This is a genomic window from Bacillus aerius, from assembly GCF_029894105.1.
Lineage (GTDB): Bacteria > Bacillota > Bacilli > Bacillales > Bacillaceae > Bacillus > Bacillus altitudinis.
The window spans coordinates 275,820-300,116 of record NZ_JARYHO010000001.1 but is presented as its reverse complement, the minus strand read 5'-3'; the positions used below and the strand labels follow the sequence as shown (position 1 = coordinate 300,116).

Annotated in this window: 22 protein-coding genes and 1 riboswitch; of the genes, 7 read left to right on the top strand and 15 right to left on the bottom strand. The window is 41.8% G+C overall.

Annotated features, from left to right (window positions below; translation table 11 throughout):
• Window positions 1-116: 116 nt before the first annotated feature.
• Window positions 117-210: riboswitch (cyclic di-GMP riboswitch) on the bottom strand.
• A 368-nt stretch (window positions 211-578) separates the two neighbouring features.
• From M2353_RS01585 to M2353_RS01560, 6 genes are read right to left on the bottom strand one after another with little or no spacing between them, the layout of a single operon-like run.
• Window positions 579-1,382 (bottom strand): ABC transporter permease, encoded by an 804-nt coding sequence (locus M2353_RS01585; RefSeq protein ID WP_008347828.1) that lies wholly within the window; start codon window positions 1,380-1,382, stop codon window positions 579-581.
• Window positions 1,375-2,244, bottom strand: a complete 870-nt coding sequence (locus M2353_RS01580; protein ID WP_284724807.1) for an ABC transporter permease — start codon at window positions 2,242-2,244, stop codon at window positions 1,375-1,377. Before M2353_RS01580 ends, M2353_RS01585 begins: the two co-directional genes overlap by 8 nt.
• Window positions 2,244-3,335 carry an ABC transporter ATP-binding protein gene (locus tag M2353_RS01575; RefSeq protein WP_041091065.1) on the bottom strand — a complete coding sequence of 364 codons (1,092 nt, stop codon included), beginning with the start codon at window positions 3,333-3,335 and terminating at the stop codon, window positions 2,244-2,246. Before M2353_RS01575 ends, M2353_RS01580 begins: the two co-directional genes overlap by 1 nt.
• A gap of 8 nt (window positions 3,336-3,343) precedes the next feature.
• The gene (locus tag M2353_RS01570) at window positions 3,344-4,429 is read right to left on the bottom strand and encodes an ABC transporter substrate-binding protein (RefSeq protein WP_284724806.1); all 1,086 of its coding nucleotides are present in this window, start codon (window positions 4,427-4,429) and stop codon (window positions 3,344-3,346) included.
• Entirely contained in the window at window positions 4,426-6,411 is a 1,986-nt protein-coding gene (locus tag M2353_RS01565) for a hydantoinase B/oxoprolinase family protein (protein ID WP_284724805.1), read from the bottom strand. Before M2353_RS01565 ends, M2353_RS01570 begins: the two co-directional genes overlap by 4 nt.
• Window positions 6,401-8,470, bottom strand: coding sequence for a hydantoinase/oxoprolinase family protein (locus tag M2353_RS01560; protein ID WP_284724804.1), 2,070 nt, complete (start codon window positions 8,468-8,470; stop codon window positions 6,401-6,403). The genes M2353_RS01565 and M2353_RS01560 overlap by 11 nt, the downstream gene beginning before the upstream one ends.
• A gap of 368 nt (window positions 8,471-8,838) precedes the next feature.
• Here M2353_RS01560 and M2353_RS01555 point away from each other — a divergent pair, with 368 nt between their 5' ends.
• From M2353_RS01555 to comJ, 3 genes are all read left to right on the top strand, one after another.
• Complete coding sequence (locus M2353_RS01555) at window positions 8,839-9,267, top strand: NucA/NucB deoxyribonuclease domain-containing protein (RefSeq protein WP_007498233.1); 429 nt, start codon at window positions 8,839-8,841, stop codon at window positions 9,265-9,267.
• 126 nt (window positions 9,268-9,393) lie between these two features.
• A complete protein-coding gene (locus tag M2353_RS01550; RefSeq protein WP_284724803.1) occupies window positions 9,394-11,091 on the top strand; it encodes a methyl-accepting chemotaxis protein in 1,698 nt (565 codons plus the stop codon).
• Between the two features lie 137 nt (window positions 11,092-11,228).
• The gene (comJ, locus tag M2353_RS01545) at window positions 11,229-11,615 is read left to right on the top strand and encodes a competence protein ComJ (protein ID WP_284724802.1); all 387 of its coding nucleotides are present in this window, start codon (window positions 11,229-11,231) and stop codon (window positions 11,613-11,615) included.
• A 1-nt stretch (window position 11,616) separates the two neighbouring features.
• Here comJ and M2353_RS01540 read toward each other — a convergent pair whose 3' ends face one another.
• Window positions 11,617-12,423: an AAC(3) family N-acetyltransferase gene (locus M2353_RS01540; protein ID WP_284724801.1), complete on the bottom strand. Its 807-nt coding sequence runs from the start codon at window positions 12,421-12,423 to the stop codon at window positions 11,617-11,619.
• 24 nt (window positions 12,424-12,447) lie between these two features.
• Window positions 12,448-12,867 carry an Lrp/AsnC family transcriptional regulator gene (locus M2353_RS01535; protein ID WP_284724800.1) on the bottom strand — a complete coding sequence of 140 codons (420 nt, stop codon included), beginning with the start codon at window positions 12,865-12,867 and terminating at the stop codon, window positions 12,448-12,450.
• Window positions 12,868-12,982: 115 nt separating this feature from the next.
• On the opposite strand from M2353_RS01535, the gene M2353_RS01530 reads away from it, so the two are divergent.
• Window positions 12,983-13,747, top strand: coding sequence for an MBL fold metallo-hydrolase (locus M2353_RS01530; RefSeq protein ID WP_284724799.1), 765 nt, complete (start codon window positions 12,983-12,985; stop codon window positions 13,745-13,747).
• A gap of 46 nt (window positions 13,748-13,793) precedes the next feature.
• Here M2353_RS01530 and M2353_RS01525 read toward each other — a convergent pair whose 3' ends face one another.
• Entirely contained in the window at window positions 13,794-14,123 is a 330-nt protein-coding gene (locus tag M2353_RS01525; protein WP_024718960.1) for a YckD family protein, read from the bottom strand.
• Window positions 14,124-14,361: 238 nt separating this feature from the next.
• Between M2353_RS01525 and M2353_RS01520 the strand changes: the two genes are divergently transcribed.
• Entirely contained in the window at window positions 14,362-15,177 is an 816-nt protein-coding gene (locus tag M2353_RS01520) for a transporter substrate-binding domain-containing protein (RefSeq protein ID WP_370529221.1), read from the top strand.
• Between the two features lie 12 nt (window positions 15,178-15,189).
• Complete coding sequence (locus M2353_RS01515; RefSeq protein WP_008347854.1) at window positions 15,190-15,867, top strand: amino acid ABC transporter permease; 678 nt, start codon at window positions 15,190-15,192, stop codon at window positions 15,865-15,867.
• 123 nt (window positions 15,868-15,990) lie between these two features.
• On the opposite strand, the gene M2353_RS01510 is transcribed toward M2353_RS01515, so the two are convergent.
• The 6 genes from M2353_RS01510 to M2353_RS01485 form a co-directional block, all read right to left on the bottom strand.
• Window positions 15,991-17,343, bottom strand: coding sequence for an IS1182 family transposase (locus M2353_RS01510; protein WP_061418081.1), 1,353 nt, complete (start codon window positions 17,341-17,343; stop codon window positions 15,991-15,993).
• A gap of 316 nt (window positions 17,344-17,659) precedes the next feature.
• Entirely contained in the window at window positions 17,660-18,958 is a 1,299-nt protein-coding gene (locus M2353_RS01505) for an arsenic transporter (RefSeq protein ID WP_008342056.1), read from the bottom strand.
• 129 nt (window positions 18,959-19,087) lie between these two features.
• Window positions 19,088-20,320, bottom strand: a complete 1,233-nt coding sequence (locus tag M2353_RS01500) for a PucR family transcriptional regulator (RefSeq protein WP_284724798.1) — start codon at window positions 20,318-20,320, stop codon at window positions 19,088-19,090.
• A 125-nt stretch (window positions 20,321-20,445) separates the two neighbouring features.
• On the bottom strand, window positions 20,446-21,993 hold the full coding sequence (gene pruA, locus M2353_RS01495) for an L-glutamate gamma-semialdehyde dehydrogenase (RefSeq protein WP_007498254.1): 1,548 nt from the start codon (window positions 21,991-21,993) through the stop codon (window positions 20,446-20,448).
• Between the two features lie 23 nt (window positions 21,994-22,016).
• Window positions 22,017-22,934, bottom strand: coding sequence for a proline dehydrogenase family protein (locus M2353_RS01490; RefSeq protein WP_256688987.1), 918 nt, complete (start codon window positions 22,932-22,934; stop codon window positions 22,017-22,019).
• A 161-nt stretch (window positions 22,935-23,095) separates the two neighbouring features.
• Complete coding sequence (locus M2353_RS01485; protein ID WP_284724797.1) at window positions 23,096-23,899, bottom strand: nucleotidyltransferase domain-containing protein; 804 nt, start codon at window positions 23,897-23,899, stop codon at window positions 23,096-23,098.
• A 60-nt stretch (window positions 23,900-23,959) separates the two neighbouring features.
• Here M2353_RS01485 and M2353_RS01480 point away from each other — a divergent pair, with 60 nt between their 5' ends.
• Entirely contained in the window at window positions 23,960-24,274 is a 315-nt protein-coding gene (locus M2353_RS01480) for a hypothetical protein (RefSeq protein ID WP_008342068.1), read from the top strand.
• Window positions 24,275-24,297 lie beyond the last annotated feature (23 nt).

Genomic DNA, 24,297 nt, shown 5'->3' with positions numbered 1-24,297 from the left:
CCAAATGTGATACCCTGCACCCTCTATATCAAAAGAACCAAGTCTATTTCATTAAAATAGACGGAATAACAGAAAAGGAGCCCACCCCGAATAAAACGGAGGGACTCCCATTTTGATTCGGTAACCTGCCGACCATAGTAAAAAAAGAAACTTTTACCTTAGGACATGGCTTTGCGTCTCTATGTTTCCATAGATTTGCCTTTTTCTTCTTTTCTTTTAGATATTTTCTATTTACGTCCACTTTATATGAAATTATTGTTTTTTTCACCGAAAAATGGGTGTAAAGATTCATGCGTTATGCCGAAGGGATCACATCATAATTTACGATATTTACCGAAAATAACTAATAATAGTTGCGTTCCACCGAAAATAAATGACCAATTACCGCAAAAATTTCATGTTTTTCCTTAAATTTTGCAAATATGACCGAAAATGTAGGAGAGAGGTCTCCTATCACGCCTCGCATTTTCTTAAATCTTAAGAACTATATTCCCTAAAACTTTGAATATTTTTACCATAAAAAACAATACAAAAAGAGCTGTCATTTCAAATGACAGCTCCTTGTTTCTTCATTATATTTACATCACCTTAGACAGACCAATCGTTTTCTCAATAATGAGCAACGCAATGATAGAAATGATAATAAATATGACAGATATCGCATTGACACTCGGATCAAAAGTTTGCTCAATGTAATTAAACGTCCTCACGGGAATCGTAATGGTTTGAGGTGAAGAAACGAACAAACTAATCGAGATTTCACCAAATGATGTCACTGCAGAAAACACGCCACCTGCGATAATGCCCGGCTTGATCAAGGGCAGTGTCACACGAAAGAAAGTACGTATGGGCCCTGCACCAAGATTCATGGAAGCTAGCTCAAGACGTGGATCAAGATTTGAAACACTGACACCCACGGTTCGTACCACATAAGGAAAACCAATGATGACATGCCCAATGACTAATGCCCACAAAGACCCTGTAAAACCCATAGCCGTAAACAAATACAGCATCGCAATCCCTAATACCACCTGAGGAATCATAAGAGGTGACAAAATAAAGGCTTGAACAGCTTCCTTTCCCTTAAAAGAAAGCCTTGCTAAAGCATAAGAAGCCATCGTTCCTAAAAGAACAGTAAGCGGCGTCACAATCAATAACAGAATCACGCTGATACGCAAAGATTCCATCCATTCTGGATTCGACACGACCTCATGAAACCAACGAACGGAAAATGAAGTCGGCGGGAATTCAGGAAAGGCATTCGGGCTAAAAGCAGAAAGAACAATGACAAGAACAGGTACGGTTAAAAAGAGATAAACGAGTGAGCCTGCGGTCCATATCAGAACCGAAAGCAAACGGTCACTTATTGATTTTTTACGCATGCATCCTCGCCTCCCAACGCTTCAATAGATAGCTTAATAGACTGACAACCGCTAGCACACAAATCAATAAAGTAAAAGACATCGCAGCGGCAAGAGGCAAATTATACACCTGCATGACCTGCTGATAAATGGACAGTGGCAAGAGCGGCTGCATCCGTCCGCCGACTAGCAGAGGAGTAATATAACTTCCTGCTGCAAGTGAGAAGACAATAATTGCTCCGGTGATCATGCCTGGAATCGTAAGCGGCAAGGTCACATGAAAAAATGTCCGTATACGCCCAGCACCAAGACTCATAGAAGCCGGTCTTAAGTGACGGTCCATATCAGTTAAGCTCGTTGCAATAGGCAGCACTGCAAAAGGCAGCATCACTTGAACATAAGCAATAATGACCGCATTCATATTCCACAGCATCGATAGCGGTTTCTCAATCAGTTGTAAATCGATCAGCATGCCATTGATCAAGCCATTTTGCGAAAGAAGAACGATCCATGCAAATGTCCGAATGACGACACTCGTCAAAAGCGGCGATACAAGTAAGATATAGAAAAAAGCCCGCAATCTTGGATGAGGTGCTTTCACTAGCACATAAGCTGCAGGATATGCCATCAATAAACAAATCACCGTTGTCTGTAAGGCCACCCACACAGTACTTCCAATTGCTTTCACATATGCATCTGTCGTAAATACATGTAAATATTGAGACAAACTATAGGATTGTAACGTATTCATCATCGAATCCACATCACGAAAACTGAGGACAAACATCATCACAAGCGGAGCAAGAAGGAATACAACTAGAAACAAACAAGCTGGCAGCAGCATAAACCAATGAAAGCGCTGATTCTTTTTTTTGATTCGCATCACGCATGCACCTTCGAATCTAAGAAAACAATATCTTCAGGCTGCCAATGAATATGCACAGTTTCTCCAACTCGAGGCAGCTCGGGAAATGCTGCGTCTGATGCATGGACAATGATTTCACCTTGATCAAGCCCAACGACCAAACGTAAAGAGTGCCCAATATAACTGACATCTGCCAACATTCCTGTGACATGATTTGGCTGAACTTCCTCCCCGCCAGAAGATAACTTGATTCTCTCAGGACGCAGCATGAGTAAATGCTTCTCGCTCTTCTCTTTAAATGCGGCAGCTTTTAGCTGAACTTGCTTCCCATTTGATTGAGTGAAATGTGGAACAGTGTATGTGGAAGTAACTTCATCATACTCCGCTTCAAATAGATTGACCTGTCCGATAAATTCAGCAACAAAACGATTATTTGGCTGACGATATACTTCTAAAGGTGTCCCAATCTGCTGAATTTTCCCCTCACCTAATATCCCAATTCGGTCGGAAAGGCTTAAGGCTTCCTCCTGATCATGCGTCACAAGAATAGTCGTAATTCCGACATTCCGTTGAATATTTCGCAGCTCCGTCTGCATATTTTTTCTTAGCTTTGCATCTAGGTTACTGAGTGGTTCATCCAGAAGGAGAACAGCCGGCTGGATAGCAAGTGCCCGTGCAATTGCGACCCGTTGCTGCTGACCACCACTTAATTGGTGCGGCATACGTTTGGCAAATGACTCTAATTGAACAAGAGACAAGCTCTCCATCACCTTTTGCTTGATTTCCGCCTTCTTTTTCTTTTGAACCTTCAACCCATATGCAACATTATCAAATACGGTGAGATGTGGGAAAAGTGCATAGCTTTGAAAGACCATCCCCGTTTTCCTTTGATAAGGAGGTAAAGTCGTCACATCCTGATCACCAATATAGACGACTCCTTTTGTCGGTTCTAAAAAACCGCCAATGATATTGAGTAAAGTTGATTTTCCGCAGCCACTAGGGCCAAGAAGGGAGAAAAACTCTCCCTCTTTTACCGTAAGACTGACATCATCAAGAGCAATCTGCTCGCCAAAATGCTGGCTGATATGTTCTAAATTGATTCCACTCATGCGATCACCTATTTTCCTCCGCCTAATACTTCATTCCATCGATTCGTCCATTGACCGAGCTCTGAAGTCGCTGTTTCGTAATCTACCCAAGTCAGCTTGCTATAATAATTTTCGCCAACTTTCACTTTCCCTTTAATTTTGTCTCCGTATTTCACATCAGAATTTGACATGCCATAGTAAGATTTTTCTGAGAAGGCTTCTTGAGCTTCTTTCCCACTAAGGTAGTTTAATAGCTTATAAGCCGCTTCCTCATGCTGACTTCCCTTTGTTAACGCCCAGCTCGCAACTGCCGCCACAGCGCCTTCTTTCGGATATGAGAATCCAATATCCATCCCTTCTTCTTCAAGTGCAAATGCTCGGCCATCCCAATATGGAACTGCCGTCACGTCACCACGTTCTAACAGCGTTTGAATAGACCCTGGGTTATCAGGAAAAGCAGCTACACGCCCTTTTAATTGTGCGAGGCTTTTAAATGCTTTATCAATATCCTTAGGATTTGATTCTGTCCCTCCTTGAGCATGGACAAGTGCAGAGAAAAATTGTAAGCCCGCTGAATAAGTTGGGGAAGAAATCGCCACTTTCCCTTTCAGCTGATCGCTCCATAAATCTGTCCAGCTGTTTGGCTCCTGTTTGACAAGATCTTTTCTATAAGCAATTCCAAGCTGTCCCATACTAAAGCCTGCTGCATATTGTTTTCCATCAACAGTAAGTTTCTTTTGAACAGAACGATAAAGCTTTTTCACATTTGGCGCTTGATCTTCATCAATAGGCGCAAGAACGTTTGCCGCAATACCTCTTTGAATCGTATCAGGCTGTAAAATAAGCAAATCATACGGTGGATTTTTACCATTAGATGCTTTTAATTTTGTAAACCATTCAGAATCTGCCCCAGAGACCGTTTGTACTTTAATGCCTGTATCCTTTTCAAACTTTTCGAGGATTGGCTTAATATTCTTTTCCCAATCCCCTCCGTAGACACCAACGATCACAGTCTGCTGCTGTTTACTTTGGTCCTGCCCATTTCCACCGCATGCAGACAGCAGTAACATGACGGATAGGACACCTGCAAACATGGCGATTACTCTTCTTTTCATGATTCATTTCCCCCTTTTTGTTGATTCAAGTGATGAAGTGCTTGAATAATATCCATCTTTCTTAACGGTTCCTGTCTATGACCAAAATGAGAATGAACCGCATGTTTATAGTGCGTACGCTCATTTGCTGGGTATGAACGAAGCTGCACAGCAAGCTCACTGCTGGCTTCGTCCGTCCACACTTTCTCATAAGCTACTCTTTGCTCTCCAAAATCCCAAGCGACAGCATCAGCATCATTCATCTTTTCACGAAGCCTGCTCGTCTGTTCGTCATCAATTTTCCATTCATTATGGTCTCGATAGACTTTGACGCCATATTGCTGAAGTGCTCTTTCTTCACTTAATAGCCCTGCTTCCACTTCATGAAGGACTTTTTCTTTCGTTCTAGCAAATGGATTCCCCCATCCTCCTCCACTTGGTGAAATCAATTGAACAATATCGCCTTTTTCAAGACGCATAACATCAATTTTCGGCTGGTTTTGTGTCTCCCCATTTGGTTTGGTCAATTTCACCTCACCAATTGCTCCTGCTCGGCCGCCCATTAACCCCCAAGGTTGAAACTTCATTCGTTCCATTCCTCGTGCCGTCACCATCGATTCTGGCTTGATCATTTCAAATTCCAAGCCAATCGCATGTCCCCCTCTATGTTCCCCTGCTCCACCTGTGTTCGGCAGCAGTTCATATCGGTGTACATGAATATCAATATGCTGTTCCAAGCTCTCAATGGGTGTATTTTTTAAAAATCCTGACGAATGATCAATTCCATCTACTCCATCAGTCCCTTTTTGAGCACCGCCGCCTCCGCCTAACGGTTCAACCACAGACATTTTTCTGCCTCCTGTTTGATCATCAGGAACAGAGAGAACGACGATAGCGGATTGACCTGCACCTGCCGCCGGCACTGCTTCAGGCAACAGCTTACCAATAGCACCTAGCACGACATTATACAGTCTCATTGTAATGGAATGCCGAATACCGACAGAAGCCGGATATTCTGGATGGACAAGCGTTCCTTTAGGTGAAATCACGTCTATCGGATACGTAATCCCACCATTAATCGGAATAAAAGGATCTTTACTAATGATGTAATTAATCAATCCTTGATATAAGAAGGAGTGCTTTTGACCATTGGTGACAAGATTAAAAGCTGTCTTAACTTGCGGATCACACTCAGAGAAGTCCAGTGTCAGCTGTTTCCCTTTGACCGTCAGCTTGACCTTTAATCGGATCGGCACGTCCGAAATCATATCATCATCCAAGTAATCAGCGAATTCACTCGTTCCATCAGGAATGGCTTCAATTACTTTTCCTGCGCGATCCTCTGCTTGCTTCAGCAGATCAATCATTCCTTGCTTCACTTCGTTTTTTCCAAATTTCTCGATCATTTCTTTTAGTCTGATTTCTGCTGTATTAACAGCGGCAATCATCGCATTAATATCGCCATCATTTAAATGACTCGCCCGGCTATTAGCTCTTAAAAAGGTACGAACAACCTGATTCTCTTTTCCACCTTCATAGATTTTCACTGGCGGAATTCTTAATCCCTCCTGATGAACATCTGTTGCAGTTGGAGAAATGCTTGAAGGGACAAGACCTCCCACATCACTTACATGAACAAAAGACCAGGCATAGCTGACAATTTCATCTTCTATAAAAATGGGTTTGATGATATGGACATCTGGCAAATGAGTCGCTAAACCGTCTGTCGTATAAGGATCATTTGTGATGATAATGTCACCCGGCTGCATCGGTCCGCTTTCTTCAATCGCTTTTCTGAGACTCAGCCCTAAAAAGATCGTGACACCGACTGTTTTTGGGTAAACAAAGAAATCTCCAGAAGGCGTGGCTAATGCTGTGGCAAAATCCGCCGATTCTTTTACGAATGTTGTAAAGGATGTCCGCTCAATGACATGTCCCATACCTGATGCAATCGCATTAAAATAACTCCTCATCATCTCAAGCTTTGCTGGATCAGTTCCCATGTAAAGACGCCTCCCTTGAAATCACCAAGTTTCCTGAATGGTCTATGCTGCCTGCCCAGTTTGGCAAAATCAATGTTGTCGTATCATCTTGCTCAATGATGGCAGGTCCATTCACAACAGCACCTAACGACAAAGTACTCCGATTGTAAACAGATGCTTCGTACTCTTTTTCTTCTATAAAGATTCGTCTGTATGATTGTGGTATTAAAGGCTGTCCGCTGCTCTCATCAACAGGAGAGAAAGGCAGTGGAGGCGTTTCACCTATAACCCGAACTCGCAAATGAGTAAATTCAATGTTCGCCTGATCATCTCTATGGCCATATTGACGCTCATGCAGGCTGTGGAAAGCTTCAATCAGATGATAGACGTCTTGTTCCTGCTTTAGCCAATCCACCGATAATGGCAATTCAATCTCAAATGCCTGTCCTTGATAGCGGGCATCTGCTAATAACAAAATGGACGTTTGTTTGATATGTTGAATGTTTTGCTGGCTGAACCAATCCGTTGCTTTGCGAGAAAGCATTTCATAATCTTGTTTTAATTCGTCCATCGTATAGTCTTGTAAGCAGATTTTCTTAGACAACACAGCATCATGGATAAAATCGGCTGTAAGTGCACCTAGCGCACATAATGTCCCTGGACTTGGAGGGACGACCACATTTTTCGCATGAATTTCTCTCGCAAGGAAATTCGCGACAACAGGCCCTGCCCCGCCAAATGCTAGCAAACTAAAATCTCTAGGATCAAACCCTTGCTGCTCCATGACATTGCTTAGTTCTGTGTACATATTGGCAACAGCCACTTGAATCAACTGGTCAGCCGCCTGTTCGACCGTTTTATGAAGCTGATCAGCAATTGGCTGAAAGGCTATTTCCGCTGCAGACCGCTGCAATTGTAAATGTCCTCCGGCAAACCGATCTTGATTGAGGTAACCGCATATGAGAAATGCATCGGTTAAAGCAGCTTTTTTCCCCTTTCCATACGAAGCAGGTCCAGGCTGCGAGCCAACTGATTCCGGTCCTGCTTTAAGGAGCCCGCCTTGATCAAGCCATGCGACAGAACCTCCGCCAGCCCCTATCGAATACATTGCAACAGATGGAAGAATGATCGGAAATCCTGAAAGCTGATTCGATTGAGCCATTGTAGGCTGCCCATTTTGAATGATCGAGATATCTGCACTTGTGCCACCAACATCAAACGTAATTAAATTGGGTTCATTTGCAGATGTTGCAATTCTTGCCGCACCAATTACTCCAGCTGCCGGGCCAGAAAAAAGTGTTTTAACGGGTGAAGTGGCTGCGCTTTCTGCATCCATTAAACCACCATTTGATTGGGTAATGTATGGAGAAATTGGTACACCTTCTTCTTTCAAGCGGTTTTTCAACGTTTGTAAATATTGTTTCACCTTTGGTTGAATGTACAAATTGACAACAGACATCACTGTCCGCTCATATTCTCTCATTTGTGGCCATAATTCTGATGATGTCAGGACTTCTAACTGTGGGTAATGATGATGAATATAGGCTTTTGCCTGTAATTCATGAACTGGATTTTGATAGCTATGTAAAAAAGAAATGACAATGCCTGCTAGTTTTTTAGAGATGACCTGCTGGACAGCATCATCTAATTGCTGCAGTTGGAGAGGTTTTTTGATCGAACCATCGTGTATGAGCCTTTCAGAGATTGGATATACATGTTTTCGTGGTATCAATGGTTCTGGCAATTGAGAATTGAAGTCATAAGGGATGGGTAGACGTAAACGCTGTAATGACAAAATGTCTTGAAAACCTTCCGTTACAAAAAGGGCTAAATCTGCTCCCTTTCTCTGCAATAATGTATTAAGACCGATTGTCATGCCGTGTACGAGATATTGGATTTTGGATAAATCGACACCTCTTTCTTTTAGAAGTTTTAGCCCATTGATAATTCCTTGAGCTGGGTCATCTGTCACTGTAGGTGTCTTGAGTTCAGTCAGCTCCCCTGTTGCTTCATTCATCAGCGATAAATCAGTAAATGTTCCACCTATGTCTATTCCGAGCCGATAAGAGACATCCGCCATTTGTACTTCCCTCCTGTCATGTAAATGGAATCATATTTTGATAAATTACGACATTTTTTGATATTTGACTCCATATTATTAAAGCATATCGGTCTAGTCAATTTTATTTTTTTGAAATTTCTGTGTGTTAAAATCTTGAAATTAGCCTAAAAACCTGTGATAAAGCCATTTTACATAAGCAGAATTGTAATATGAGCAGCAAAATTAAAATTTTTGTGATTTTTGTTCAAATAGGAAAAGAGCATAAACAGGTAAAAAACGTTTTTCGAACTTTAAAAGACGTTTTTTCAAAACGAGGAGAAATTGGTAAGTAATTCTGCTATACTTCTGTTTACAAAATACGCTAAAGAGAAAGAGAGCTAGCATCTATGAAACTTCTTAAAACCATTCTCTTGCTTTTATTGATTGTCATTGGTATAGCGACAGGCTATGTCCAACTAGGGCAACATAAACAAGAGACGACAAACTCTTCTTATGACAAAACCATTCACTTTCCATCAGATCGTTATCCAGAAACTGCGAAGCACATAGAAGAAGCTATTGACGAAGGTCATTCTTCCATTTGCACCATTGATCGAAAAAATAGTGATGAGCAAAGAGACAAATCACTTCATGGCATTCCAACAAAGCGTGGTTATGATCGTGATGAATGGCCAATGGCGATGTGTAAAGAAGGTGGAGCAGGAGCTTCTGTCAAATATGTACGTCCTTCGGATAATAGGGGGGCAGGCTCTTGGGTAAGTCATCAATTATCAGATGATCCTGATGGCACAAGAATCCAATTTATTATCGAGTAGCACGATCTTTCCTTTTTTCACAACAAAAATTTCTGTGTAAGTGCACTCACGTATATCAAACATTTTTTTCATGCCGATAATCCTTAAGGAGGGATACCCTACCTTATACCTAAAGGAGTAAAAAGCATGAAGAAAAAAGGAAAACTGAGGCTTGGCGCCAAAATAATGCTGATCTTTTTAAGTGTCCTCATCGTATTTTCAGCAGTGGTTGGTTATGTAGTGAACCGCGAAATGACAGAGAACATTAAGCAAATGGCCACCGAAAAAGCAAAAGGCGATCTAAAGCTAGGATACGCTTACCTAACTGAAAAGGTTGCTGGCTCGTGGCAGATAAAAGATGGCAAGCTTTACAAAGGAAAGACTCAAATCAATAACCATGACACATTGGTTGATCAATTAGCCGAATATACTGGTGATACAATCACGATTTTCCAAGGAAATACCCGTGTTGCCACAAATGTCATGTTAAACGGGAAACGAGCTGTAGGAACCGAAGTCTCACCTGAAGTAAAGGCCGCTGTTTTGGATAAAGGCGAGAATTATTACGGAACAGCCAATGTTGCCGGGAAAGACTACCAAACGGCTTATATGCCCATCAAAAATGATACAGGGGAAACGATTGGTATTTTCTATACCGGTGCAAATCAAAGCATGATTTCACAAATGCTTCAGTCTTTCTTTATTCAATTTGTCACGGTTCTACTGCTAAGTTTAATTGTTTCTGTTATCATTATTTCTATTTTCACAAAGCGGATTCAGACACGTCTCAAACATATGGCATCTGCTATTAAGAGTGCAGGCGAAGGAAATTTAACCATCAACGTGACAGATCACACAGGCGATGAACTTTCTGAGCTGGCAGGTCACTTTAATAAGATGCGTGAGAAATTAAATCACACCATTTTAAATGTGATCAAAACATCTGAATTAGTAGCCACCTCTTCTGAGGAGCTGTCAGCTAGCGCAGAAGAAACGAGTGCAGCATCAGAAAAAATTACCCATACCATTCAAGAAGTCGCTCAATCGTCTGAACAGCAATCGTCCCAAATGACAGCTAGTGAGCACACGATGAGACAAGTATCTAACGAGCTGGTAAACATCACTGAAAATGCGGGACAAATGGCAACAAGAAGCCAGTCCGCACAAGAAATGGCCCAAAAAGGTGTACAAAATATCGGTGAAGTCAATTCACAAATGACATCTATTGCAAAATCAATTGAAGAGAACGGCACAGCAATTCAAGCGCTAGAAACACGTTCAGCCGAGATTGATCAAATTTCCAAAGTGATTACAGATATCGCTAACCAAACAAATCTACTTGCTCTTAATGCGGCCATTGAGGCAGCACGCGCAGGTGAACATGGAAAAGGTTTTGCCGTTGTGGCAGACGAAGTGAGGAAGCTCGCAGAAGAATCGCAAACATCATCCAACATGATTTCACATCTCATTTCCGAAATACAAAAAGAGATGAATCATTCGACGAGTGCCATTAAACGAGTACGAGAGGAAGCGGCTCAAGGGGCTGTTCTTATTTCTCATACAGAGGATTCATTTATTGACATTCAGCAGTCAATGAAGGAAATGGCAGAAGGCATTAAACATTTATCAGATGCATCCCAAAAAATCGCAGCTTATACAAATGATGCGAAGCAAACCTTTGCCTCTATCACAGAAGGCGTTAAACTGACGAGTGAACATTCACAACAAGTAGCAGGTTTAACAGAAGAACAATTTGCAGCAATGGAAGAAGTAACAGCTTCATCAGAGGCTCTCGCCCATTTAGCAGGAGACCTAAAAGAAATGGTTTCGCAATTTCACATCTAGATCCCTCATACAGTAGCGCAAGACGGCGACAATCGTCTTGCTGCCTAACATTCTCTTCAATTATCTTACTTTCAAACATTCACTTTTCAACATGATTCCAAGCTGGACAAATTTTATGAATAAAGGAGTTATCTATTATGAATGATTTAAATCAAACGTATCCCCTATCTATCTCCTATCACCAAATCACCGTATACACTGGAAGCACAACGCCACCTGTGATTGATTGGACAGATGACGATATTCTTCAAGGATTCGCAACCGGGGATCGAGGTATTTCTTTTGAAGGCATCAATAACGGAAAGGCTTCTATTATCGTGACATTAAACAGCCATGAGCCTCCATCATCCGTTGATAGAGTCATCACAGTGCCATTTACTCATTCAAGTGATCATGTTTATCTGACAAGCGTCATGGCACAGGTACTGTCTTTCTCCATTCAAAAAGGAGACTATCAGCTCACCTGCTATATATCTGAGCACCCTGATCAAGATCTCTATTATTTTGATTTTCAGACTGCTTAGATCACGCCTGGTCGTACTGCTTAAGCCATTTTTCCGCAAAATCGACCGATTCTCTCATCGGCAATAAATACGAATTGGCTAGCCCGATTTGACTGTGGTTATAACTACATCCTGATTGTAAAAAGTCACGACCAATCTGTTCAAATAGTTCTTCTCTTGTGATGATATCTTGATACTCTTTCCACACCCTCCAACCATTCTCTAAAATGGGGGCCCCTCGTGTCATGAGGTCTTGCTGTGAGATTCGATATTCAGCTAAGTGAAAAGCTGTCACACTCTCGAATGACGTGCCAATTAGCAGCACTTTTGCATCAAGATCGTACATACGTCCAAGAGGTGAATTTTCTCCTAAACCATAAGGAAGCGCATGGTGTTTCAACACTTCATCTTTCCTTTTCCCCCAGGCGGTGAATGAGAAATGAGGATGATTGCTTCTTTCTACGCCTGGGTATTTCCAAAAGGTCTCCGCTACCTTTCCCATTGCTGTTGGAGCTGTGTAAGCCGGATCAAATGCAGGCATCGTGTCTTTGATCGGTTTCCACCAAGAATAAGGAACAGGCGGATTGATCCAATCAGCAGGATCCGACAGCTCTAATGTTTGTGCCGGCATAATCAGTGTTCCTTCATCTGTTAAAATATCCATCATAGCTTGTATAACTGCTATAGCTCCTCCATTCACCCAGCCAATAGATGACAAGGATGAGTGAACACATAAGATCATGCCCTTCCTTACACCAAGTTGAACCAAATCCGCTTTGATTCTTTCCTTTGTGATCGGTTCAGCCTGATGTTCAATTAATCTTTTCATCGGTTATTTCCTCCTGCGTCTCATCTATTCTTGATGAGTGAGACGTTTCACAGCGATAGACAATTTATAATTTGCATGCTTTGTTAGCTCCGTTAAAAATTGATCAAGCTCATCATGACTGGAGAAATGTCCTTCAGCCATATAACAGCCCTCTCCACTTATTTTAAACAGGTTTTTGATTTCTTCCTTATGATGGAGAAACGATAAAAGCGGTTCATGATCATGACTTCGGGTAAAGAGCTGTAAAAATGTTTGGATGTTCTGCTGTGTCCGCCAGTTAATTGAAATGGTATAGGCTTCAATAACCCCCTCTTCTTCAAGCTTTAAAACTCTATTTTTAGCAGCTTGACCAGTTAAATGGACTTTTTCACCAAGTGTTTTCATCGTCAATCGGCTATTCTTTGAGAGTTCTTTTAATATATCCATATCTGTTTTGTCTAGCATTGGCTCACCTCTTTCAAAAATCAAGTCGTTCCGCTGAAAGACTTTCATGATCCTCTGTCACATGAAGCTCTTTTAATATACTGTAAACTTAATGAGAAAAAAAGGAGGCCTTCTAATGAAAATAACACTCATTCGCAATGCTACTTTATACCTTCAATATGGTCCGTCAACATTTTTAATCGATCCCTTTTTAGCAGCAAAAGGAACCTATCCACCGTTCCCGCATACTGCCAATCAACATGTAAACAATCCAATTGTGGATCTGCCTGCAAACATTGATTTGGACAAGATATTACAGCCGGATGCTGTCCTGCTCACTCATTTACATGTAGATCACTTTGACGACGAGGCAAAAAAGAGATTAGCTCAAACTTTGCCGATCTATACTCAATCAGAGAAAGATCGCATGGAAGTAAAAGAAGCTGGATTTCAGCATGTCACATGCATTGAAGATGAAATGAATGTTTGCGGTGTTCATATCAAACGAACTGGCGGGCAGCACGGGACAGGAGAAACCGCTAAACGGATGGGACAAGTGAGCGGTTTTGTTTTCTCTCATCCTGATGAGCCTACTCTTTATATTGCAGGAGATACCATTTGGTGTGATGAGCCGAAAGAGGTTGTGAATACATGCCAGCCAGATATTATTGTGGTCAATAGTGGGGCTGCCCAATTTTTAGAGGGAGACCCAATTACGATGACAAAGGAAGAGATTGTAGACATTCACCATACTCAACCACAAGCTCAAATCATCGCCTGTCACCTTGAAGCCGTGAATCATTGTTTATTAACAAGAGCCGCATTAACATCTTACATTCAAGAGAATCATGCAGATCAGGCCATTTTTGTCCCTCAAGATGGTGAGACGCTGACCTTTTAACACATAAACAATAAAAACCGGCCCCTTGCTGCCGGTTTTCTTAAACTTATGGTCGATGGTGCTGTGGTTTTTTTAGTAATGGAACAAACCCGTTATTTTTTAAGTGATTGTAATGTTCATCCATTCGTTTTGTGATGTGCGTGCCTTGTTCCTTCGTTAACACACCATACTGAACGTATTTTTCGATCACTTCTTTTCGTTTAGACAAAATTTGCTGTTCAAGTACTTCAATTTGTTTTTGTTGCTCTGTCGTTAATTTTACTTGATGCGTGACGGGGCGCTTTTCCATTTGGGGTGTTTCTCCATGAGCCGTATTCACCTGAAAACCAAATAATAGCACCATCGTTAGTAAGATCAAACCACTTGTTTTTTTCATCTCTGTCGTTCCCTCCTTTATTCGATTTTAATTTGCACACTCTTTCCTTTTTTATACATTATTCACAGCATCAAATTGCACATAATATTCTTACTTTTTCGCTTTTCATCTGAAAACGTTGTCCTAACTGAAAAAGCGTGCTATGTTTTGTTTTGTATAAAAAATAGAGGAGGATTCTTAAATGAGTCGTTTTTATCATAGAAAACCTATATGGGTTCTGCTTGTTGTGTCTGCTCTCATGCTTGTCATGTCTGCTTGCAATCAATCAGGCTCATCTCAGTCTGGAGAATCAAAGTGGGATCAGATTCAAAAGAAAGGGAAAATCGTGGTCGCTACTTCAGGCACCTTGTATCCTACGTCTTACCATGATACATCGAACGGCAAGGATCAATTGACTGGCTATGAAGTGGAAGTCGTCAAAGAAGCATTTAAGCGCCTTGACGTAAAAGTAGAATTTAAAGAAATGGGTTATGACGGTATGCTCAGTGCCATTAATTCAGGTCAGGTGGATGCCGCTGCAAACGATATCGACATCACAGATGACAGGAAAGATAAGTTCGCCTTTTCAACACCTTATAAATACTCCTATGGAACCGCTATCGTCAGAAAAGATGATCTGTCAGGTATTAAAACGCTAAAGGATTTAAAAGGAAAGAAAGCAGCAGGTGCTGCAACGACCATTTATATGGATGTTGCCCGTAAGTATGGTGCAAAAGAAGTCATTTATGATAATGCCACAAACGAGCAATATTTAAAGGATGTCGCAAATGGCCGTACAGATGTCATTTTAAATGACTACTACTTACAAACACTGGCGCTTGCTGCATTCCCTAAGCTAAATATTACGATCCATCCAGACTTAAAATACATGCCGAATGAACAAGGGTTTGTGATGAAAAAAGACAATACAGAGCTTCAAAAAGAATTAAATCGTGTATTAAAAGAGATGAAAAAAGACGGAACCATGAAAAAGATTTCAGAGAAATTCTTTAATCATGCTGACGTCTCAAAGAAAATTGATGTTGATGTCGAAGATGTCGACATTTCTAAATAAGGAGCCGCAGACGTGGGAGATATTCATTTAGAATATATCTTTAATCCTGCACTGGCAAAAGCGTCATTTCCATTTGTCATGAAAGGCATCTGGCTGACGCTGCTCATTTCTTTTGTGAGCATGTTTTTTGGTACGATTCTAGGCTTTTTTATTGCCCTTGCTAGAATGGCAAATACGTGGTTCCTTCGGCTGCCTGCACGGCTGTATATTTCATTCATGCGAGGGGTTCCCATTCTGGTCATTTTGTTTATCCTTTATTTCGGATTCCCTTACATCGGCATTGAATTTACAGCTGTCACTGCTGCTATTATTGGATTCAGCTTCAATAGTGCTGCATACATTGCCGAAATTAACCGGGCGGCTCTCTCCTCTGTTCCAAGTGGTCAAGTGGAAGCCGCCAAATCACTTGGTCTCAGCTATTGGCAAACGATGCGTGGAGTCATTTTGCCTCAATCCGTGCGCATTGCACTGCCGCCCCTGACCAACGTCATGCTTGATTTAATCAAAGCTTCCTCACTAGCGGCAATGATTACTGTGCCCGAACTCTTCCAGCAAGCAAAAATTGTGGGTGGACGAGAATTCGATTATATGACCATGTATATATTGGTTGCCTTGATTTACTGGGGCATATGCAGTGTGGTCTCATTGCTCCAAGACTTTTTGGAAAAACGCTATGCAAAATATCTATAACAACAAAAAGCAGATCCGTTGGATCTGCTCAGATTGTAGAGAAACTCATGTTTTTCTACAATCTTTTTTATTTTCATCGTAATAATGATGGATGAGATTGAATGAAAAAGGCCTCCCACACACCTAACCTAGCTTCGCTAGATGTGTGGCAATCTTCTTCATGTTCTGACAGGCAGCTGTGAGAAGAACTTGCTCACTCACATTTTGTTTTCCCCTCAACCGGCAGTAGCGAAGCCCGTGCAGTTGTTTTGAATCTGCAAAGCTTCGCTCTATTTTTTCTTTTCTTTTTTTATATAGCTCTTTTCCAGAGACAGATAGACGATTTTGTCTGATCTTTTCTTTATGTTCTTCCCATATGTGTCTTGAGATGACTTTTTGATGATTTTTCGACCTTGTGCATCTTTCAAGGAAAGAACACGATGCACATTTTTTAGGATCTGATTTGTAGAATCGATAACCCTTTCGATCAGTTGTTGTATATAATAGCTTCTCACCATTTGGGCATATGTAATGATCATGTTCAGAATCATACTTGAATTTCCACTTCTCAAATAAACCTCTTGTTGGATGAAAGCGTCTATGTGCGATGACACCAAAAATACGGCGATCTGATAAACCTTTACAGATTGGGGTCGTCAAATAACCAGAATCAAGGGCAACAGCTTCTACTTGAAAACCAAATCGTGCGATTTGGTGATCCAACCGATCAAGATACGGAACAGAATCATGGACATTACCGGGCGTGATGTGGGCATCCGTGATGATATTGTACTTCATATCTGTTGTACGATGGTCCAGGTAGAAAAAGCCTTCCGGTTTGTTTTCACGATAAAGATAGCCACTTTCAGGGTCTGTCATACTTTGCCGAATGTCTTTTTCCGTTTTCACCTCCTCTTTTACCTTTAAGGGCTTTTTTCCGTGTGCCACCCGATCTTCTTGGATCGCTTCTTCTAAATCATTTATATAGTTCTGGGTATCTTGTTCAATCGTTTTTCTCGTATATTTATGTTTATTGGCATTGGCTTTAAGATGAGTTGAATCAGTAAAAAGAACGCGGCCTCCTACCATATCATGATTGATAGCTTGAAGCACAATCTCGTCGAAAATGTCTTGAAAAATCGTTGTATCTTTGAATCGAGTACGACGATTCCAGCTAATGGTCGAGTGATGAGGAACGGGGTCATTGATGTTCAAACCTAAAAACCATCTATACGCCATGTTATAGTAAATTTCTTTTTCAAGTTGTCTTTCAGAACGGATACCGTACAGGTATCCGATAAACATCATTTTGAACAAAATCAGTGGATCAAGAGAAGGACGACCTTTATTCTCGCTATAATACGGTCTTACTTTATCTACGATAAATGAAAAATCAATGTACTGATCAATTTTACGAAGCAGGTGATCCTCTTCGACCAGTTGATCTAGCAATACAAATTCAGCTTCGTGCTGAGAAGAATTTCTAGTGTGGAACATGAGAAAAACACCTTCCTTTAGTGGGCTTTTCTCTATTATAAAATGAGGAGATGTAAATTTTAAGGAAAAAAATAAAGCTGTCGAGATTTTCTCGACAGCCTGAGCAGATCCGTTGGATCTGCTTTTTGTTGACAAAGGGCTAAAATGAACTTGATTTTAGCCCTTTGTCTTCTTTTCAGCGTGATAGAAAACCTTTGCAGTCTAGGAAAGACGAGTACTGGCGCGGAGCGAATTTGATATTCGTGAGCACCAGCACGCAGGACTGACAAAGAATGCGAAGGTTTGCCTACGCGCTAAGATCCATTGGATCTGCTTTTTAATGTATCAACCATAACCACACATACAACCCCAATAACGTGATGATCAGCGTCGGTATGGTTAGAATGATTCCAGCTTTCATGTATGCTCCCCAAGAAATATGCACACCTTTTTTCTTCAAGACATGAAGCCACAGCAGTGTCGCCAATGAACCGATTGGGGTCATTTTTGGACCAAGGTTTGAGCCGATGACGTTGGCATAAATCAGTGCATCTCTCATCACACCTGCTGTATCTGTGTGACCGATGGCAATCGCATCAATTAAAACGGTTGGGAGGTTGTTCATGACAGAAGATAGCACTGCTGCCAGAACCCCCATAAACATCGTTCCCGCAAGTAAACCGTGTGACGCCCCCTGTTCAATCCACGCCGCTAAAATTTCTGTCAGGCCGACATTTTTCAGCCCATACACCACGACATACATGCCGATAGAGAAAAACACAATCGACCACGGTGCTTCTTTGACGACTCGTTTTGTCGCTACTTGTGGACTCCGTTTCGCCAGCCATAAGAAAGCAATGGCAATGCCTCCTACAATGATTGACACCGGAATGCCTGCCAATTCCCCAGCAAAATATCCAACAAGCAAGCACCCTAACACATACCAAGATAACCGGAACATGCGCAGATCACGAATGGCCGAAGCTGGTTCCTTCGCCTGCGAAACATCGTACGTTTTCGGGATGAGTTTCCGATAAAACACATACAGCACAAGCATACTAGCGCCAAGCGATACAAGGTTTGGGACGAACATGTTTGCAGTATATTCAAGAAAGCCAATATGAAAATAATCGGCTGATACGATATTGACCAAGTTACTAATGACAAATGGCAAAGACGTCGTATCTGCAATAAAGCCGCTTGCCATGACAAATGGCAGGATCATACGTTCATCCAACTTCAGCGCTCTGACCACAGATAAAACGATCGGGGTTAAGATAAGTGCTGCTCCATCGTTGGCAAAAAAAGCTGCTACCACAGCGCCGAGCAATGTTAAATAAATAAACATGCGGACCCCGTTCCCTCTTGCGGCTTTTGCCATATGAAGTGCCGCCCATTCAAAAAAACCAATCTCATCTAAAATCAATGAAATGATGATAATTCCAATAAATGCAAAGGTGGCGTTCCAGACAATTTGGGTAACTTCCCATACATCGCCCAAATGAACGACCCCAAAAGCAAGAGCAAGAATCGCTCCCCCGCACGCTGACCATCCAATGGTTAAACGTCCTGGCTGCCAAATGACAAGGACGAGGGTCATGATGAAAATTAAAATGGCCAAGGTGACTGATCCCAAAGGTGGCCCTCCTTTCACTTTCCTCATAAAATCTTTATCTATCATACAACGAAATAAGGCAATTGTATGCCATTTTATGATCTCGCATAAAAATCCGCAGGTCATCCTTTGCACCTGCGGAGTCCACGTCTATTGATCTTTTTTCATCAGCATCAATTCAATAAATAACTCACATCGCTGGCTAAAATGACTTAAATCTATAGACGTCATTTCAAAAATTTGTTTCATTCGATAGTTTAGTGTATTTTGATGAATAAATAACTGCTCTGCAGCTGGTTTTAGCTTGCAATTATTCAATAAGTAGACCTCTAAGGTTTTTAAAAATGAAGTTTGGCTGTCACGGTCTTTTTCCTTTAGGCGCAACAAATCTGGATTAAAGTCGTTTTTCTTTTTTTGGTGACTGTAAATCGAGTCTAAGAACCGGAAGACCCCCAAATGCTCGTAATCGTATGGAATCAATTCCTGTCCGCCGACAATCTTCACTGCTTTCACAACTTCTATCGCTTCAAATCGACTTGTGCTCATTTTCATGACATCTCGATATTCTCTTCCCATCCCAATATATAAAGGAGATGGGTGTGTATGCGTTTTCGATTGAAGATGGGCGACGACATCCGCAGCGGTCGCTTTTGGTGAGTGGCGATCTGACAAACTGCCTAATATCACGACGATGTCTGCTTGCACAGAGTAGACATGATTGACCTTGTCTTCTAGCTGTAAATAGGTTCTAATCACATCCTTCACATCTTCTGCCGTCTCACTTTTGTTATCGGCGGCATGAACAACCATCACAGTAAAGACAACTGGCAGTGGAATGCTTAAATTCTCAGCTTCCCATTTCAGCTCTTCTTCTGTATAAAAATGATCATCCATGACCTTTTTGAAGAACTCTTCAATCTTGCCTTCCTTTTTCTCCAACTGTTTCTTATTTTTATAAATAACTTTTCCAACTTGAAACGATGCCTCGTGTAAAAATTGCAGCTCCTCTTGAGAGAGAGAATCTTCAATGTCCTGCACCCAAATAAAGCCGACAACCTCTTGTTTGTGTTTGGCGCTCACAGCCACTCGTCGATTAAACCCGAGCTCCTCATGACCATTCACATAAAAAGGATTTGAATCTGTATATAGCTGCTCAATGACCCCTGTTTTTTTTAACCAATCCACCACAGCTCCCGGACATTCCTTTGAGAAAATGGTTTGCTGATTGACTGGGTCGAACTGCTGGATGCTGTAAGAATTATAAGCAAGCAGCTGACATTCAGTACTTTCTAAAATGACTGGTTTTTTTAAATACCCACTAATAAATGCAATTAATTTATCAACATCAAAAAATGTATGAAGCTTTTCTAATATCTCTTCCATCCCGATTGCTCCCTGAATAAGTGATACATTTATCATACTTCTTTCCAGTCATATTTGTATAGAAACAAGTCGTAGACAGGTAAAAAAAGCATGAACTCGCCTGCACGAGTTCATGCTTTTCCATATTAAAACATTTCGCTAATCGTTTTGGCCTGCATGTGCAGAGCAAGATAATCTGGTCCGCCTGCTTTTGAATCAGTTCCTGACATTTTAAAGCCGCCAAATGGGTGGTATCCCACAATCGCTCCCGTACAGTTACGGTTAAAGTAAAGGTTCCCGACATGGAACTCCTGCTTCGCACGGTTGATGTGATCACGATTATTTGTAATGACCGCACCGGTTAACCCGTATTCTGTGTTGTTGGCTACTTCAAGCGCCTCATCAAAGCTTGAGACTTTTGAGAAAGCTAGGACAGGTCCAAAGATTTCTTCTTGCATTAAACGAGATGTTGGCTCTAGATCTGCAAACACGGTTGGATGAATGAAGTACCCTTCTGAATCATCACTTGTTCCGCCAGTGACTAGACGACCTTCTTGCTTGCCAATCTCGATATATTCCGTGATCTTGTCAAAGGAAGCTTGATCAATGACAGGTCCCATGTACACATCAGCTGATAACGGATTCGCTGTTGTTTTCGTTTCTGTGATTTCCTTCACTCGCTCAACGACTTGGTCATACAGCTTCTCGTGGACGACAGCACGAGATCCAGCTGAACATTTTTGACCTGAGAACCCGAAGGCTGATGTGAAAATGGCGTTAGCGGCTAATTCAACATCTGCATCCTCATCTACAACGACTGTATCCTTACCGCCCATTTCAGCAATGACACGCTTTAAATGCTGTTGTCCTGGCTGTACTTTTGCCGCACGTTCAAAAATACGTGTGCCCACTTCTCTTGATCCAGTGAATGTAATAAGGCTTGTTTTCGGATGATCTACTAAGTAATCTCCAACTTCTGCTCCGCTACCTGGTACGAAGTTGACAACACCTTTCGGAAGACCTGCTTGCTCCAGTTCTTCTACAAAGCGGGCAGCAATGACAGGCGTCGCACTTGCTGGCTTTAATACAACTGTATTCCCTGTGACGATTGGTGCAACGGTTGTTCCTGCCATGATCGCAAACAAGAAGTTCCATGGTGGAATGACAAGCGTCACGCCAGTTGGTGTGTACACATATTGATTGCGTTCCCCTTCGCGACTGTTCACCGGTTTGCCTTTCGCAAGCTCTAGCATTTGACGGGCATAATACTCTAGGAAATCAATGGCTTCTGCTGTATCTGCATCTGCTTCATTCCAAGGCTTCCCTGCTTCTTTTACGAGAAGGGCTGAATACTCATGCTTTTTACGGCGAATGCTTGCCGCAGCGCGGAATAAGACGCCGGCTCTTTCTTCTGGAGATGTGTAGCGCCATGTTTCAAACGCTTTTGCCGCAGCTTGAATCGCTTGCTCTGCCTCTTCTTTCCCAGCTTTTGATACGGTACCCACGACTTCTTCCTTCTTCGCCGGATTGATCGAGACAATCTTGTCTGTTGTTTCGATTCTTTCTCCATTAATCACAAGCGGATAGGTTTGCCCAAGTGATTCTGTTACTTTGGCTAATGCTTGTTCAAACGCTTGGCGATTTTCTTCCTGGCTAAAATCCGTGAATGGTTCATGCTTGTAAGGTGTTGTCATCTTTGTCACGCTCCCGTTTCAAATTATTTTCTCGTCATCCCTTTTAAAGCAAATGCAATGTTTGCTGGTCGTTCTGCAAGACGTCTCATGTAGTAGCCATACCACTCTCGTCCATACGGGGTGTAGACCCTCATTTGATAGCCTTCCTTCACGAGTGCTTGCTGCGTTTCTGATCTCATGCCATACAGCATTTGAAATTCGAACTGACTTGTCTGTATATTGTGTTTTTTCACAATATATTTCGTAAATTCGATCATTTGATCGTCATGTGTCGCAATGGCTGTATAGTTCCCTGAGAGTAATTGCTTTTCGATCAGCTTCTTGTAATTCTGATCGACGTCTTTTTTGTTTGGATACGCCACTTCGGCGGATTCCTTATAGGCACCCTTTACAAGTCTTAAAAATGGTTGCAACTCATTTAGGTCATCAAGATCTTGTTCTGTTCTGTACAAATACGCCTGCAAAACCGTACTGACATACTCATATTGAGATTTCATTTCTTTAAAAATGTCCAGCGTTTTTTGACAGCGCTGTTCATCCTCCATATCAATTGTCACCATAATACGGTGTTTCTCTGCCGTATCTAAAATGCTTTTCATATTGCGATACACGAGATCATCGTCAATATCTAAGCCAAGCGATGTCATTTTAAGTGACACGTGGGAATTGAGTCCCGCCTCTGCAATTCGCTGAATGGTTTGAATACACTCATTCGTCCGCTCATTTGCAATCTCTGCCTTTGTGACAAACTCACCGAGGTGATCAACCGTTACGGCCATACCTTGATCGTTTAACCGTTTGATGACAGGGATAGCGCTCTCAAAATCCTTCCCACCGATGATTTTCTTTGATGCAACAGCACTTCCCCAATTACGAGCAATATGGTTCAAGAGACTGCTCTTTGACAAAAACAAGAAGAAATTTCTTGTGACCGACTCCATAAAGGGCACCTCCCACTCTTTGTAAGCTATGTCTTTATTGTAAGGCTCATGAGCTGTCCGCTACAATATTTGAAGATGACAAAAATTCTGACTTTTTTTGTGGTTTTATCACAATAGGAGATAAAAAAAGAGTCTGCCGCTATCCGGCTGACTCTCCCCTCCTACGCCCACACCTCATCAAGGGTAGACTGCAAAAGCTCATTTAATTCTTGCATCAGATTGTCTTTCGGCTGATTGTAGCTTTTCACCAATTCATAAAAACGCGCCAGCTCTTGATCAATAAATGGATGGACATGAGCGAGACGGTTCTCTACATCCATTTCTTCTCCGTCCATTTTACGTTTGAGCAGTTCGTGAATTTCTGCTAACAGCGGGCCTTCCTCCACTAGCTCCTTGAGTAATTCATGAAAGTCCATTGGTGGAACTGTTCGGTAACGTTCAATCCACTGGCAGGCAAGCAGCGGACGAAGTACATAGAAATACTTCTTGATTCGCACCTGCTCTCCTCGTAAATGCCGGCTTTCATTCCGCTTCGCCATATTGAGGTAATGATACATCAAAGCCGCAGGGTAAAACGCTCGATCCTTTAATTCTCTTAGCTCCTTTGCCAAAGAGAAAGATTCAGCATAGATGATATCAGAAGACAGCCATTCCATAATGGACGGATTTGATTTATTGAATAGGCGCAGTGCCTTTCTAAGCTCCCAGCCGCTGATATCAAGCATGTCATCAATCGGTCGTTCTATGACATCACGATGCTCTTCCATCGCCCAATACCATTCTTTCCGGGGAACATATAAAAAGCGAACATCATAATCACTATCGGTCGAGGGAAAACCCCATGCCCTGCTGCCCGATTCAACGGCAAGACAAATCTTGACGTCATGCGTTTCTTCGATGATTTTCAGCTCTTTCTTAATTCTCTCTCTCAAGTGTCCATCAACTCTTTCTATAGAATTCTGCATGACTTCTTCACCTTTTGGGAAAATACGAATAAGACATATATGAAAAAGGAGTTGGATCTGATGTCTATATCTCGCATTATGAAATGGATCACTGGGATTTTTGAAGCTTGCCTTGCTATCCCTGTGATCGGAGGTCTATTCGTTATCAGCAATGGCTATTCACCGCTCATGGTCATGCTTATTCTGCATATTATCACACTCGTCTTATCGAAGCGAGACCAGGGACCAATGATTGGAAGTATCATTGGAATTGTCACATCCTGCCTTGCATGGATTCCGATTCTCGGATTCATCCTTCACATCATCACAGCCCTTGCCCTGATCGTTACAGCATTAGTGCCTGATGAAAAAACAAGACAGAACACCAGTTATTAAGCTGATCGCTCCAATAGCTGAAA